Origin of the sequence: Streptomyces sp. NBC_00289 (genome assembly GCF_041435115.1) — a bacterium.
GTDB lineage: Bacteria > Actinomycetota > Actinomycetes > Streptomycetales > Streptomycetaceae > Streptomyces.
Genome location: NZ_CP108046.1, coordinates 3,882,476 through 3,896,171, shown reverse-complemented (window position 1 = coordinate 3,896,171; position 13,696 = coordinate 3,882,476). Strand labels below are relative to the sequence as shown.

15 protein-coding genes are annotated in these 13,696 nt (G+C 72.5%); 10 read left to right on the top strand and 5 right to left on the bottom strand.

The genetic code is table 11. From position 1 onward, the window contains the following. Positions 1-90 precede the first annotated feature (90 nt). Both fdxA and OG985_RS17645 read left to right on the top strand, forming a co-directional pair. Positions 91-411 carry a ferredoxin gene (gene fdxA, locus OG985_RS17650; protein ID WP_003973842.1) on the top strand — a complete coding sequence of 107 codons (321 nt, stop codon included), beginning with the start codon at positions 91-93 and terminating at the stop codon, positions 409-411. A 129-nt stretch (positions 412-540) separates the two neighbouring features. After that, the gene (locus tag OG985_RS17645; RefSeq protein ID WP_371669301.1) at positions 541-1,632 is read left to right on the top strand and encodes a bifunctional succinyldiaminopimelate transaminase/glutamate-prephenate aminotransferase; all 1,092 of its coding nucleotides are present in this window, start codon (positions 541-543) and stop codon (positions 1,630-1,632) included. A 126-nt stretch (positions 1,633-1,758) separates the two neighbouring features. On the opposite strand, the gene OG985_RS17640 is transcribed toward OG985_RS17645, so the two are convergent. Next, a complete protein-coding gene (locus tag OG985_RS17640; protein WP_371669300.1) occupies positions 1,759-2,223 on the bottom strand; it encodes an ATP-binding protein in 465 nt (154 codons plus the stop codon). Between the two features lie 351 nt (positions 2,224-2,574). After that, a complete protein-coding gene (locus OG985_RS17635; RefSeq protein ID WP_371669299.1) occupies positions 2,575-3,555 on the bottom strand; it encodes a heavy metal transporter in 981 nt (326 codons plus the stop codon). A gap of 83 nt (positions 3,556-3,638) precedes the next feature. Here OG985_RS17635 and dapE point away from each other — a divergent pair, with 83 nt between their 5' ends. After that, a complete protein-coding gene (gene dapE, locus OG985_RS17630; RefSeq protein ID WP_371669298.1) occupies positions 3,639-4,718 on the top strand; it encodes a succinyl-diaminopimelate desuccinylase in 1,080 nt (359 codons plus the stop codon). 121 nt (positions 4,719-4,839) lie between these two features. After that, complete coding sequence (locus OG985_RS17625; protein ID WP_371669297.1) at positions 4,840-5,598, top strand: TIGR00730 family Rossman fold protein; 759 nt, start codon at positions 4,840-4,842, stop codon at positions 5,596-5,598. 86 nt (positions 5,599-5,684) lie between these two features. Here OG985_RS17625 and folP read toward each other — a convergent pair whose 3' ends face one another. Then, on the bottom strand, positions 5,685-6,545 hold the full coding sequence (gene folP, locus OG985_RS17620; protein WP_371669296.1) for a dihydropteroate synthase: 861 nt from the start codon (positions 6,543-6,545) through the stop codon (positions 5,685-5,687). A gap of 112 nt (positions 6,546-6,657) precedes the next feature. Between folP and OG985_RS17615 the strand changes: the two genes are divergently transcribed. Beyond that, entirely contained in the window at positions 6,658-7,029 is a 372-nt protein-coding gene (locus OG985_RS17615; protein ID WP_371674404.1) for a DivIVA domain-containing protein, read from the top strand. Further along, on the top strand, positions 7,026-7,604 hold the full coding sequence (locus OG985_RS17610; RefSeq protein WP_371669295.1) for a DNA-3-methyladenine glycosylase I: 579 nt from the start codon (positions 7,026-7,028) through the stop codon (positions 7,602-7,604). Before OG985_RS17615 ends, OG985_RS17610 begins: the two co-directional genes overlap by 4 nt. A gap of 16 nt (positions 7,605-7,620) precedes the next feature. Here OG985_RS17610 and OG985_RS17605 read toward each other — a convergent pair whose 3' ends face one another. Continuing rightward, positions 7,621-8,424 (bottom strand): enoyl-CoA hydratase/isomerase family protein, encoded by an 804-nt coding sequence (locus OG985_RS17605; RefSeq protein ID WP_371669294.1) that lies wholly within the window; start codon positions 8,422-8,424, stop codon positions 7,621-7,623. A gap of 380 nt (positions 8,425-8,804) precedes the next feature. On the opposite strand from OG985_RS17605, the gene OG985_RS17600 reads away from it, so the two are divergent. Beyond that, positions 8,805-8,972, top strand: a complete 168-nt coding sequence (locus OG985_RS17600) for a DUF3117 domain-containing protein (protein WP_003966491.1) — start codon at positions 8,805-8,807, stop codon at positions 8,970-8,972. Positions 8,973-9,061: 89 nt separating this feature from the next. Here OG985_RS17600 and OG985_RS17595 read toward each other — a convergent pair whose 3' ends face one another. Beyond that, complete coding sequence (locus OG985_RS17595; protein WP_371674403.1) at positions 9,062-9,760, bottom strand: O-methyltransferase; 699 nt, start codon at positions 9,758-9,760, stop codon at positions 9,062-9,064. Positions 9,761-9,923: 163 nt separating this feature from the next. Between OG985_RS17595 and sigE the strand changes: the two genes are divergently transcribed. The 3 genes from sigE (at position 9,924) to OG985_RS17580 (ending at position 13,474) form a co-directional block, all read left to right on the top strand. Further along, on the top strand, positions 9,924-10,697 hold the full coding sequence (sigE, locus tag OG985_RS17590; RefSeq protein WP_371669293.1) for an RNA polymerase sigma factor SigE: 774 nt from the start codon (positions 9,924-9,926) through the stop codon (positions 10,695-10,697). After that, positions 10,694-11,698 (top strand): anti-sigma factor, encoded by a 1,005-nt coding sequence (locus tag OG985_RS17585; RefSeq protein ID WP_371669292.1) that lies wholly within the window; start codon positions 10,694-10,696, stop codon positions 11,696-11,698. The genes sigE and OG985_RS17585 overlap by 4 nt, the downstream gene beginning before the upstream one ends. A gap of 75 nt (positions 11,699-11,773) precedes the next feature. Beyond that, a complete protein-coding gene (locus OG985_RS17580; RefSeq protein ID WP_371669291.1) occupies positions 11,774-13,474 on the top strand; it encodes a trypsin-like peptidase domain-containing protein in 1,701 nt (566 codons plus the stop codon). Positions 13,475-13,696 lie beyond the last annotated feature (222 nt).

Here is a 13,696-nt window from a genome sequence, read left to right as displayed (position 1 = left end):
GAGGCGGGCATCGACGACGCCGCGCTCCCGCGCGCCAGGCGGCGGAGCCTGTGGAGGCCCGCCAGCGCCCTATCGAGGAGGAACGACAGCGTGACCTACGTCATCGCGCAGCCTTGTGTCGACGTCAAGGACAAGGCGTGCATCGAGGAGTGCCCGGTCGACTGCATCTACGAGGGCCAGCGGTCCTTGTACATCCACCCGGACGAATGCGTCGACTGCGGCGCCTGTGAGCCGGTCTGCCCGGTCGAGGCGATCTTCTACGAGGACGACACTCCGGAGGAGTGGAAGGACTACTACAAGGCGAACGTCGAGTTCTTCGACGAACTCGGCTCTCCCGGCGGCGCCAGCAAGCTGGGCCTGATCGAGCGCGACCACCCCTTCGTCGCCGCGCTGCCGCCGCAGAACCAGTAAGCGCGGCCCGCGTCCTCCCCGGTGCTCGGCCCCGCCCGAACCGGGGAGAGGCCCTTCGCCTCGGTCCCGTACGGCCTGATCGCCGCACGGGCCGGGGCGTTTGCCGTACGAGAAAGTGAGTCAGATCCCGTGTCCGCAGTCTCCGACCGTCTCCCCACCTTCCCCTGGGACAAGCTGACGCCGTACAAGGCGACGGCCGAGGCCCACCCGGACGGCATCGTCGACCTGTCCGTCGGCACCCCGGTCGACCCGGTTCCCGAGCTGGTCCAGAAGGCGCTGATCGACGCGGCCGACTCGCCGGGATACCCGACCGTCTGGGGCACACCCGGGCTGCGCGACGCGATCACCGGCTGGGTGGAGCGCCGGCTCGGCGCCCGCGGGGTGACGCACCGGCACGTCCTGCCGATCGTCGGCTCCAAGGAACTGGTCGCCTGGCTCCCCACCCAGCTGGGCCTCGGCCCCGGCGACCGGGTCGCCCACCCCCGCCTGGCCTACCCGACCTACGAGGTCGGCGCCCGGCTGGCGCGCGCGGAGTACGAGGTCTACGACGATCCGACGGACCTGGACCCGACGAACCTGAGGCTGCTCTGGCTCAACTCGCCGTCGAACCCGACGGGCAAGGTGCTGGGCAAGGACGAGCTGACCCGGATCGTCGCCTGGGCCCGCGAGCACGGCGTCCTGCTCTTCTCGGACGAGTGCTACGTCGAGCTGGGCTGGGAGGCCGAGCCGGTCTCGGTCCTGCACCCCGACGTCAACGGCGGCTCCTTCGAGGGCATCGTGTCGGTGCACTCCCTCTCCAAGCGCTCGAACCTGGCCGGCTATCGGGCGGCCTTCCTGGCCGGTGACCCGGCGGTCCTGGGTCCCCTGCTGGAGATCCGCAAGCACGGCGGCATGATGACGTCCGCGCCGACGCAGGCCGCCGTGATCGCGGCGCTCGGCGACGACACCCATGTGCGCGAGCAGCGCGACCGGTACGCGGCCCGCCGTACGGCCCTGCGCGAGGCGCTGCTGAAGCACGGCTTCCGCATCGAGCACAGCGAGGCCAGCCTCTACCTCTGGGCCACCAGGGACGAGTCCTGCTGGACCACGGTCGCCCACCTGGCGGACCTGGGCATCCTCGTGGCCCCGGGTGACTTCTACGGCACTGCGGGCGAGAACTTCGTCCGCGTGGCCCTCACCGCGACGGACGAACGCGTCCGGGCGGCCGTGGGGCGCCTGTAACCGCCCTGCCGAGCCCCCGACGTCCGCACACGACGCTCGGCCCCCCCGACGTCCGCAGACGGCGAACGGCGGGGCCCGGGAACGCGTCCCGGGCCCCGCCGCCGGTCGAACCGGGCGCGGCAGGCGTCAGCCGCCGAGCGGAAGCCCCTGCGTCGGCAGGGAGCCCGTCGGCAGGGAGCTCGTCGGCAGCCCGCCCTTGGTCAGGGAGGTCGTCGGCAGCCCGCCCTTCGTCGCCGTCTTCGTCGCGTCACCGAGGATGCGCGCGGCGGACCCGGCCGCCTCACCCGCGGCCTTCTGTGCCACCGGCGTCGCCTTCTTGGCGGCCTTGCCGCTCGTCTTGCCGGCGGTGGGTACGGCCTTCTTGACGGCCTTGCCGCCGGTGTCGCCCGCGAGCCCGGCGACGTTCTGGGCCGCTCCGTCGATGGTGTTGCCGACGTTCGCCCCGTCCAGGGCGGTCAGTCCGCCGAGGTTGGGGGCTGCCGGAAGGTCGGGTGCCGCACTGGCGGCGCCGGCCGCACCGACCCCGGCGGCCGCTCCGGCGGCGACAAGCAGCGCGGCACGGGCGATCCGGCGGGTCAGGGGGAGGGACATGGTGCTCCTTCGACGGGAGAGAACGATGAACTGTCCGCCCGCGCCCGCAAGATCGACCGCTGTCAGACCGACCGGCTGTGGACCGACCTGCGGTTGATCGTCCGGGCTCGGACGCAGTGACTACCGCTCGAAGTCCGTGAAGGTTGCGGCGCCCCGACGTAAAGAGTTGGCAATGTGTCGCATTATCGGTTGCGGATAAAAACGGGCAAAGGGTGCCCGGATCGACAGTGTGTCGAGTCCACGCAGTCCTTTGTTCCCAAGGGATTCGGCTACTGCGACGATGAGCGGCCGCATACCCGCGCACCGTTCTCCGCACCGGGCCCGCATGACCCCTGCGGGTGATCGACCGCACTACTGCGCGGTCATGATCCGCACTGCGCCCGCCCCGGTGTCCGTCCGCGCCCCGCTCGTACGCCACTGGCTGTCCGTGTTCCCGGCGGTCCACTCCCGGCCGGCGTACGCGACGCGTTCGATGTGCAGCGCGGAGGCGTTGGCCACCGCCCAGTGCGCCAGCTGCCAGCCCCGCTGCCGGGCGCCGCGGCCGTCGCCCCCGGCGCCGTCCGGGTCGGCGGTCACCGGCAGGGTCACGGTCCGACCGTCGCCGCTCGCGGACGGGGCCGCCGTCGGCGAGGGCGACGCCTTCGAGCCGCCCACCTCCGCGTTCACCGGCTCCAGTACATCGCGCCCGAAGTCCCTGACGAGCGCGGACCGCACCGCGTCCGGACCCGCGGCCACGGTGGCGCTCTGGCGCCCGTCGCAGGTCAGCGTGGCGGGAGAGGTCCCGGTCAGGGCGGCGGAGAGCAGCACCGCGTCCGGCTCGTGCTTCGCGTACGCCGACGGATAGCCGCTGCGCTGCACGCGCTGCGCGGCGACGGTCAGCGGCAGTCCGGTGTAGCCGGGCACCTTGGCCAGATGCTCGTAGAAGACGCCCGCCGCGTACGTCGGGTCCATGATCTCCTTCGCCGTGCCCCAGCCCTGCGAGGGCCGTTGCTGGAACAGGCCGAGCGAGTCCCGGTCCCCGTGGCGGATGTTGCGCAGCCCCGACTCCTGGAGCGCGGTCGCCAACGCGATGGTCACGGCCCGCTCGGGCAGCCCGCGCCCGGTGCCCACCGCCGTTATCGTCGCCGCGTTCACCGCCTGCTCCGGCGTGAGCTCGTACGCCGCCGCGTCCCCGTCCTTCGACACGACCTTGCAGCCGGGTCCGCCCGCCCCACCGGTGACGTACTGCACCACGAGGTAACCGGCGACGGACAGCAGGACCACGAAGGCCGCGCCGACACGGAGGAGGCGTCCGCGGCGACGCTTGGGGGAGGTGGGGGACGGCTCTGGCACGCGTACAAGGTACTGGAGGGCCCCGTGATCTCCGCGCCGGGTGGGAAGGAGGATGCCGGCCCCCGGGTACTAGGGTCGACGACATGGCCGATACCCCGCTTGACCTCACGCTGGACGCCGCGCGGCTGACCGCGCAGCTCGTCGACTTCCCCTCGGAGAGCGGCAGCGAGAAGCCGCTCGCGGACGCCATCGAGAGCGCCCTGCGGGACCTTCCCCACCTGACGGTCGACCGGTACGGCAACAACGTCGTGGCCCGCACGCACCTGGACCGCGCCGAGCGCGTGATCCTCGCCGGACACATCGACACGGTCCCGATCGCGGACAACGTGCCGTCGAGGATGGACGAGGACGGCGTGCTCTGGGGCTGCGGCACCTGCGACATGAAGTCCGGGGTGGCGGTCCAGCTCCGCCTGGCGGCCACGGTCCCGGCCCCGAACCGTGACCTGACCTTCGTCTTCTACGACAACGAGGAGGTCGCCGCGCACCTCAACGGCCTCAAGCACGTGGCGGAGGCCCATCCGCAGTGGCTGGAAGGCGACTTCGCGGTGCTCCTCGAGCCGACGGACGGTCAGGTGGAGGGCGGCTGCCAGGGCACGCTCAGGGTGTTCCTCACGTTCCGGGGACAGCGGGCGCACTCCGCGCGCGCGTGGATGGGCTCCAACGCGATCCAGGCGGCGGCCCCCGCGCTGGCCAGGCTCGCCGCCTACGAGCCGCGCACGCCGGTCGTCGACGGACTCCGGTTCCACGAGGGCCTCAACGCCGTCCGCGTCGAAGGCGGCGTGGCCAACAACGTCATCCCCGACGCCTGCACGCTCGTCGTCAACTTCCGCTACGCGCCCGACCGCAGCGCGGAGGACGCCGAGGCGTTCGTGCGCGAGTACTTCGCCGACTGCGGTGTGGACGAGTTCGTCATCGACGACCACAGCGGCGGCGCCCGCCCCGGCCTGACCCACCCGGCCGCGGCGGCCTTCATGGCGGCCGTCGGCGGCGAGGCCCGGCCCAAGTTCGGCTGGACCGACGTCGCCCGCTTCAGCGCGCTGGGCGTGCCCGCGGTCAACTACGGCCCCGGCGCGCCGCTTCTGGCCCACCGGGTCGACGAGCGCGTGCGGGCCTCGCTCATTCCCGAGGCGGAGGAACGTCTGCGCCACTGGCTGACGTCGTAAGAAGGGCACGGCGGGGGAGCTCGTCCGACGGCGCTTCATGGCGGACACGCTCACGTCCCCCGCACGTAACCCGCGTAGATCTACGCTGAGGTGGAAAGACCTGCAATCGGAGGGAGCGCACATGGCTACCGGCAACCCCGAGGGGAAGAAGCAGCCGCCGGAGGAGCAGCGCCTGGGGCCGGTTCTCCGACGGCGCGATCAGGTGCAGGCGAGCACGACGGACCAGCGCCTGCTGGACGCGGGCGGCCCGTCGGACTGGGTCCACACGGACCCCTGGCGGGTGCTGCGCATCCAGTCGGAGTTCATCGAGGGCTTCGGCACCCTGGCCGAACTCCCCGCCGCCATCAGCGTGTTCGGCTCGGCGCGGACCCCGGTGGACTCGCCCGAGTACGAGGCGGGCGTCCGGCTGGGCCGCGGCCTGGTCGAGGCCGGGTTCGCGGTGATCACCGGCGGCGGTCCCGGCGCGATGGAAGCCGCCAACAAGGGCGCCTGCGAGGCGAAGGGCACCTCGGTCGGCCTCGGCATCGAGCTGCCGTTCGAGCAGGGACTGAACCCGTACGTCGACATCGGCCTCAACTTCCGCTACTTCTTCGTCCGGAAGATGATGTTCGTGAAGTACGCCCAGGGCTTCGTGGTCCTGCCCGGCGGGCTGGGGACGCTCGACGAACTCTTCGAGGCCCTCACCCTGGTCCAGACCCAGAAGGTCACCCGCTTCCCCATCGTCCTGTTCGGCAGCGCGTACTGGGGCGGCCTGATCGACTGGCTGAAGAACACGCTGGTCGCGCAGGGCAAGGCCGCGGAGAAGGACCTCCTGCTCTTCCACGTCACGGACGACGTGGACGAGGCGGTGGCCCTGGTGTCGAAGGAGGCGGGGCGCTGATCGGCCCCGCCCGCGTCTGAAAGCGCGGACTCAGGGGCGGGGCCCCGGGAGGGAAGCAGAGCCGGCGGGGGCAGGGCGGGAAGACCTTACGCCAGCCCCCGCCGCGCCACGGCCGGCGGCCGGTGCCCCGCGATCGACGCCACCATGTCGAGCACCTGCCGCGTCTCCGCCACCTCGTGCACCCGGTACACCTGCGCCCCGAGCCACGCGGACACCGCCGTCGTCGCCAGCGTGCCCAGCACCCGCTCCTTCACCGGCTTGTCCAGCGTCTCCCCGACGAAGTCCTTGTTGGACAGGGACACCAGCACCGGCCACCCCGTCACCACCATCTCCTCCAGCCGCCGCGTCGCCTCCAGGCTGTGCCGGGTGCTCTTCCCGAAGTCGTGCCCCGGATCGATCAGCACCGACTCCCGGGGCACCCCCAGCGACACCGCCCGCTCGGCCAGCCCCACGGTCACCCGGAGGATGTCGGCCATGACGTCGTCGTACGCCACCCGGTGCGGCCGGGTCCGCGGCTCGGCGCCGCCCGCGTGCGTGCACACCAGGCCCGCCCCGTACCGCGCGGCGACCTCCGCGAGCCGCGGATCGACGCCGCCCCACGCGTCGTTCAGCAGGTCGGCTCCCGCCTCGCACACGGCCTCACCGACCTCGTGCCGCCAGGTGTCCACGCTGATCACGACGTCGGGGAAACGGCGCCGCACCTCCGCGACGAACCCGACGGTCCGCCGCGCCTCCTCCTCGGCCGTCACCTCTTCGCCCGGCCCCGCCTTCACGCCGCCGATGTCGATGATCGCCGCGCCCTCCGCCACCGCCTGCTCCACGCGCGCGAGGGCGGGCTCGTCGAGAAAGGTGGCCCCCCGGTCGTAGAAGGAGTCCGGGGTCCGGTTCACGATCGCCATGATCACCGGCTCGTGCGCCTCGAATTCGCGCCTGCCCAGCCTGAGCATCCCCTGTGACCTCTCCTGGTACGTGCTGGTCTTCGGCCGCCTGCGGCCCTGACTGTCAGCCTCGCATGGCACGATCGTCCCCTGACACATTCGAGGGGACCCAGCGATGGTTATGTTCTTGTTCCTGGTCGTCGCGCTCGCCGTGGTCGTCGCCGCGGTGACGCTCGCCGTGGTGGGCGGCGGCGGGGGCGACGCGCCGCTGCCGGAGGCCGCCCCCGAGCGGCTGCAGGACCCTCTGCCCCTCGACCGCCCGGTGAACCACGCGGACGTGGAGAGCCTGCGTTTCCCGCTCGCCGCCCGCGGCTACCGCATGGCCGACGTCGACGACGCCCTCGGCCGCCTCGGCGCCGAACTCGCCGAGCGTGACGCCCGCATCGCCGACCTGGAGTCCGCACTGGCCGGCGCGCGGGCCCCGGACCACGTCTCCATGGAGAAGCCCGCCCAGGACCACCGGCAGTGGCACGCCCCGGAGGACCAGCAGTGACCGACGGCACCGCCCTTGCCGGCCCGGACGGCGCGCTGCGCTGTCCCTGGGCCCTGTCGGCCGCGGAGTACGTGACGTACCACGACGAGGAGTGGGGCCGTCCGGTCCACGGCGACGACGCCCTGTTCGAGCGGCTCAGCCTGGAGGCCTTCCAGTCCGGCCTGTCCTGGATCACGATCCTGCGCCGCCGCCCCGGCTTCCGCACCGCCTTCGCCGGTTTCCGGATCGCCTCGGTCGCCGTCTTCACCGACGACGACCGGGAGCGCCTCCTCGCCGACGCCGGCATCATCCGCAACCGCGCCAAGGTCGACGCGACCCTCGCCAACGCGCGCGTGCTGGCCGACTGGGCTCCGGGCGAGCTGGACGAGCTGATCTGGTCCCACGCGCCCGCCCCGGGCCCGGCCCCGAAGGCCCTCGGGGACGTCCCGGCGATCACGCCCGAGTCGACGGCCCTGTCCAAGGCCCTCAAGAAGCGGGGCCTGCGCTTCGTCGGCCCCACGACCGCGTACGCGCTGATGCAGGCGTGCGGTCTGGTCGACGACCACCTGGCGGACTGCGTGGCGAGGCGGGCCTGAGCGGCCCGGCCGGCGCTCAGCGCCCCAGGTACTTCGGCTTCTCCTTGTTCACGAACGCGCGGACGGCGATCGCGTGGTCCTCGGACGCGCCCGCCCGTGCCTGGAGCTCGTCCTCCTTGTCGAGGGTCTCCTCCAGGGAGTGGGACAGCCCGTGGGCCACCGCCTCCTTGATCGCCGCGTACGCCACCGTCGGCCCCTCGGCCAGCGCCCGCGCCACCTTCTCGGCCTCGGCGCGCAGCTCGGCCGCCGGCACCAGACGGTTCGCGATGCCGAGGTCGTAGGCCTCCTGCGCCTTGATGCTCCGCGGGAAGAGCAGGAGGTCGGCGGCGCGCCCCGGGCCCACGACCCGCGGCAGCGTCCAGGAGACCCCCGAGTCGGCGGTCAGCGCCACGCCCGCGAACGAGGTGTTGAAGGCCGCCGTGTCCGCCACGACCCGGTAGTCCGCGGCCAGCGCGAAACCGAAGCCGGCCCCGGCCGCGACACCGTTCACGCCGGCCACCACGGGCTTGGCCATGCCCGTCAGCGCCCGCACGATCGGGTTGTAGTGCTCGCGCACCGTGGTCATGGTCTGCCCCGTGCCCGCCTCCCGGTCGGCGGCCAGCAGCCCGATGTGCTCCTTCAGGTCCTGGCCCACGCAGAAGGCCCGATCCCCGGCGGCGGTCAGCAGCACCGCCCGTACGGCGTCGTCGGCCGCCGCGGACCGTACCGCGTCACGGAAGGCGACCTTGGTGGCGATGTCCAGCGCGTTCATCGCCTCGGGGCGGTTCAGCGTGATCGTCGCGAGCCCGTCGTTCACCTCGTAGAGCACGGTGTCGGCCATGGTGTAACCCCTCCGGTGTCGCGGCTCGGACGTACCCCTCGGTACGCCTTGGTGTCGTCCGAAGGACAGCATGGCGGAGATCACCGGCGGGGGACCGGGCCGTACGTGTGACCTGCGTCAAAGAATTCCGGAAGATTTCCGGTGCGAGGAAGTCCGTGCGGCGGCGCAGTATCGCAGTCACATCGCCGAATTGAGTGGTTTTGCTCGGGCGCGTTGCCCAAGCGATGCCGACTGATGTTGGTCATCGGGTCCTGAGATGCGGGATAATGGCCTGGAAGCAATGTGTTCGATGCCGGTGTCGCGTGTCCCATGTCGGGCTGCGCGTGCCCTCCAGGGCCGTCGGCTTTGACGATGAGCTGGTTTCAGGAAGGGGAACGAGCATGGCGGCCATGAAGCCGCGAACGGGCGATGGCCCGCTCGAGGTGACAAAGGAGGGGCGGGGCATTGTCATGCGCGTTCCGCTCGAAGGCGGCGGTCGGCTCGTCGTCGAGCTGACCCCTGACGAGGCCGACGCGCTCGGCGACGCCCTCAAGAAGGTTGTCGGCTGACGCGGGAGCGACCATACCCCTTCAGTCGCCCCGGCACCGTACGCGGTGCCGGGGCGATTGTTTTCCGCCGTCGAGCAGGGTTCAGGGGGTCAGCGCTTGACCGCGCACAGCAGTCCGTCACCCACAGGGAGCAGTGACGGCACCAGTTCCTGGCTCTCGCGCACCGCGCGCAGCAGTTCCCGCAGACGCAGCACCTCGGTGGGCTGCGGACCCGAGTCCACGGTCCGGCCGTTGGCGAAGACGCCCTCGAAGACCACCAGGCCACCGGGGCGCAGCAGGCGCAACGATTCAGCGAGGTAGTCCAGGAACTCCAGGCGGTCGCCGTCGCAGAAGACCAGGTCGTAGCCGGCGTCCGCGAGCCGGGGCAGGACGTCCAGCGCGCGGCCCGGAATGAAGCGGGCCCGGTTACTGGCGAAACCGCACGCGCGGAAGGCCTGGCGGGCGAACTGCTGGTGCTCCGGCTCCGGGTCCACCGTGGTCAGTACCCCGTCCGGCCGCATGCCGTGCAGCAGGTGGATGCCGGAGACACCGGTGCCGGTGCCGATCTCCGCCACCGCCTTCGCGTCCACGGAGGCCGCCAGCAACCGCAGCGCCGCGCCCGTGCCGGGCGACACCGAGCGCAGCCCCGCCTCACGGGCCCGGTCGCGGGCCCAGCGCAGCGCTTCGTCCTCGGCGACATAGGCGTCGGCGAACGCCCAGCTTGTCTGCCGGTTGCCGGTAATGACCCTCTCCTGTCCCCGTGGTTGCCTGGGCGTGACTGTATCCGTTGCCGCCGGGAACCTGCTGATGGGACCGGGCGTTTAGAGGGGTGGGAGACGACGCGGGGGGACACGGTTGGATCACGATGAGGGGCCGGTGCTCAGGCAACTGCCGACGCAGGCACACGAGCGGTACCAGCACACATCAATTTCTCGTAAAACCGCTTATCCGGAGCTAACGGGCGAGGTGGCTATGGTAGGGGCTCCGCTGGACACCATCAGAGCCGACAGGGGAGGTGCGGCTACGTCTGTGGATCGGGGAGGAGCGCTGAGGCGCCTTCTCGGATCGGCGGGCAGGCCGAGATCCGTGAACGACACCGCTGCTGACCACAGCCACGCCGCTGACCACGCCCAGACCGCGACCTTCACGACCGACGCGGACGGGCCGGCGTGGACTCCTCCGACGTGGGAGGAGATCGTCAGCACCCACAGCGGCCGGGTCTACCGGCTCGCCTACCGCCTGACCGGCAACCAGCACGACGCCGAGGACCTCACCCAGGAGGTCTTCGTCCGCGTCTTCCGCTCGCTGTCGACGTACTCGCCGGGCACCTTCGAGGGCTGGCTGCACCGCATCACCACCAACCTCTTCCTGGACATGGTCCGCCGCAAGCAGCGCATCCGTTTCGACGCGCTGGGCGAGGACGCGGCCGAGCGGCTGCCCAGCCGCGAGCCGTCCCCCCAGCAGCTCTTCAACGACGCCCACTTCGACGCGGACGTGCAGCAGGCGCTGGACACCCTCGCCCCGGAGTTCCGCGCCGCGGTGGTCCTGTGCGACATCGAGGGACTCTCGTACGAGGAGATCGCCGCGACCCTGGGCGTCAAGCTCGGCACGGTCCGCTCCCGTATCCACCGCGGCCGCTCGCAGCTGCGCAAGGCCCTCGCGCACCGTTCGCCCGAAGCCCGCGCCGAGCGCCGTTCCTTCATGGCCCGCGTGCCCGCTCTGGGAGGAGGGGGCGCGACCGCGTGAGTGGAACACGACCCAATTCCGCAGAGCGGCTTCTGGCCGAGCAGCACCTGGGCGACCGACTCGCCGCCCTGGTGGACGGAGAGCTCGGTCACGAGTCACGCGACCGCGTCCTCGCACACCTGGCCACCTGCGCCAAATGCAAGGCCGAGGCCGACGCCCAGCGCCGACTGAAGAACGTCTTCGCGGAGGCGGCCCCGCCGCCGCCCTCCGAGAGCTTCCTGGCCCGCCTCCAGGAACTCCCCGGTGGAGGCGGCCCCGACGACGGCCAGTCCCCGCCGCCCGGCGGAGGGTTCGCCGGGCTGCCCGGGCGCCCCGGTGGCGCCGGAGTCTCCGGCGCGTTCGGGCTGCGACGCGCGGAGCGCTTCGAGTTCAACTACATCCCCGTGCGGCCGCACGGCTCCGTGTTGCCCGCCGCCTCGGCGGACCGCGGCTTCCGGATCCACGACGTCAGCCGTCATGAGGCCGACCGGTCGGCCTCGCGCGGCATGCGGTTCGCGTTCGCCGCCGCCGGGGCCGTGTCCCTGGCCGCGATCGCGCTCGGCGGAGTCAGCACCGGCGTACCGGCCGACACGGCCGCGGAAGCCCGTGGTGGCACCGGCGCCGGCAGCAATGTCACCCCGGCCCGCTCCCAGGGCACCGGGGCGGCCGCAGCCCCCGAGAGCCAGCGCCGCCGGGGAACCGGCTCGCTGCTCACACAGGGGCAGGGCCAGGCCTCGCTGGGCGATGTCCCGGCGGTGGCCTCGACCGCGGTGTCCGCGCCGCTGCTGCCCGGGATGACGGCCACCGGCCTGAGCCGGGCCGAGGACGCCGTGCACTCCCTGACGGCGCCCGTCATGGCCGGTGCCGCCGTCATGTCCCCGCTCATACGTCCGTTCACGGCCACCCCGCCGCTCACCCTGACCTCCTGGTCCACGGCCGGGGAGCTCACGGCCCCGGGCCTGCTCGCCGCGCCCGTCCCCGACGCCACTTCCTCCCCTTCCTCCTCCGCTTTCTCCCGCTGACCGGCCTCTGCGCGGTCGCCCGCGAACCTGGTTGAATCCAGGGACAGGTCCGGGGCACCAGCTGTGGGGAGAGCAGTGAACGAGGGGAAGCCCACGCGGGCGAAGTGGTGGAGCCGTCCTCGCAGACAGGACCCCGCGGGGCCGGTCAAGGGAGCCGCGGCGGTCCCGGAACCGTACGAGGCGGAGCCGCACGACGCCGGGGTGCCGATGCCGATCGGCACCGCCGGGGGCGACTTCGAACTCGAACGTCCGATCTCGACCGGCCATGGCGGGACAGCGCCCTCCGGGTCAGGTTCCGGTTCCGTTTTCGAATCCGGGTCCGGTCCCGGTCCCGGGGACGACTTCGAGCTGGCCCGACCCGTCCCGGCGGACGCCATGCCCGCAACGACCGGGGGCGCGGCGACGTCGCCCGTCCCCGCCCCGCCGGAGCAGCACCACGCGGTCTCGGCCGCGGCCACGCGCGGCACCGCGAGCCCGGCACCTCACGAACCATCACCTCCCGCTCCGGCCCCCGCCCCTACCCCCGCCCCGGCAGACGACATTCCCGCCCCGGCCCTCTCCACCCCCTGGCAGAACTACGACCCCTGGGCGCCCGTCCCCGCCCCGCTCCAGCAGACCGGCGCCGCCTCGCCGAGCAGGGAGCAGCGACGGGGGCGGGCTCGGAAGGCTCTCGTCGGTGGAGCCGTGCTGCTCGCGCTCGTCTCCGGGGGCGTCGGAGGAGCCACAGGCGCGTATCTGGAGCGCAACGGCGGCATCGGGGACGTGGAGCTGCCGCAGGCCGCGCCGGCGCCCGCCGGGAGGGCTCCGGACAGCGTGGCCGGGATCGCGGCCCGCGCGCTGCCCAGCGTGGTGACGCTGCACGTGACCGGCACCGGGAAGTCCGGCGACGGGGAGTCGGGCACCGGCACCGGATTCGTCCTCGACGACCGGGGTCACATCCTCACCAACAACCACGTCGTGGAGTCCGCCGGGCAGGACGGCGCGATATCCGTGACCTTCAACAGCGGGGACACGGCCAAGGCCACGGTCGTCGGCCGGGACAGCGGCTATGACCTCGCCGTCGTCAGGGTCGGCGGGGTGAGCGGTCTCAGGCCCATGGCCCTCGGCAACTCGGACGGCGTCCGGGTCGGTGATCCGGTCGTCGCCATCGGTGCCCCCTTCGATCTGGAGGGCACCGTCACCTCCGGCATCATCAGTGCCAAGGAGCGGCCCATCACGGCCGGCGGCGAGAGCGGTGACGGCAGCGACGTCTCGTACGTGGACGCGCTGCAGACCGACGCCCCCATCAACCCCGGCAACTCCGGCGGGCCCCTTCTCGACGCCGAGGCCCACGTCATCGGCATCAACTCGGCCATCCGGTCCGCCGACAGCGGCACCGGCACGGACGACGTTCAGGCCGGCTCGATAGGCCTCGGCTTCGCCATCCCCGTCAACCAGGCCAAGCGCGTCGCCGAGGAGCTCATCAACACCGGCAGGGCGAGCCACCCGGTGATCGGCGTCACCCTCGACATGGACTACTCGGGCGACGGCGCGCGGGTCGGCACGAAGAGCGGCGACGGGGGCTCCCCGGTCACTGAGGACGGCCCCGGGGACCGGGCCGGGCTCAAGGCCGGTGACGTCGTCACCGAGGTCGACGGCCGACGGGTCCACTCCGGCGAGGAGCTCATCGTGAGGACCCGCGCCCACCGCCCCGGCGACCGACTGGAACTGACCGTGCGACGCGACGGCGCCGAACGCAGGATCTCGCTGGTCCTCGGCTCCGCCGACGGCGGCTGAGCCGGAGCCGCCGGGACACCGGCCCGAGAATCACAGAAACCTCACACCAACGGCTCCGCCGCCCGCTCCACACGAGGCCCGACAAGGCAAACAAGCCGGAAAACCACTCAGGTACCACCACTCGGAGCGCTCGGGACAGTACCGGTCGTACGGGATCGCCGGGTACCGTGGACCCGGCCCGGACCACGGAAGACCGCACCGACCACCGAGGGCCGCGGACCG

Coding starts and splice junctions, on each gene's coding strand:
- OG985_RS17625 (WP_371669297.1), top strand. CDS start 4,840: ATGGCTACCGGCAACCCCGAGGGGAAGAAGCAGCCGCCGGAGGAGCAG.
- OG985_RS17640 (WP_371669300.1), bottom strand. CDS start 2,223: ATGTCCCTCCCCCTGACCCGCCGGATCGCCCGTGCCGCGCTGCTTGTC.
- OG985_RS17605 (WP_371669294.1), bottom strand. CDS start 8,424: ATGGCCGACACCGTGCTCTACGAGGTGAACGACGGGCTCGCGACGATC.
- dapE (WP_371669298.1), top strand. CDS start 3,639: ATGGCCGATACCCCGCTTGACCTCACGCTGGACGCCGCGCGGCTGACC.
- OG985_RS17600 (WP_003966491.1), top strand. CDS start 8,805: ATGGCGGCCATGAAGCCGCGAACGGGCGATGGCCCGCTCGAGGTGACA.
- folP (WP_371669296.1), bottom strand. CDS start 6,545: ATGCTCAGGCTGGGCAGGCGCGAATTCGAGGCGCACGAGCCGGTGATC.
- sigE (WP_371669293.1), top strand. CDS start 9,924: ATGGTAGGGGCTCCGCTGGACACCATCAGAGCCGACAGGGGAGGTGCG.
- OG985_RS17615 (WP_371674404.1), top strand. CDS start 6,658: ATGTTCTTGTTCCTGGTCGTCGCGCTCGCCGTGGTCGTCGCCGCGGTG.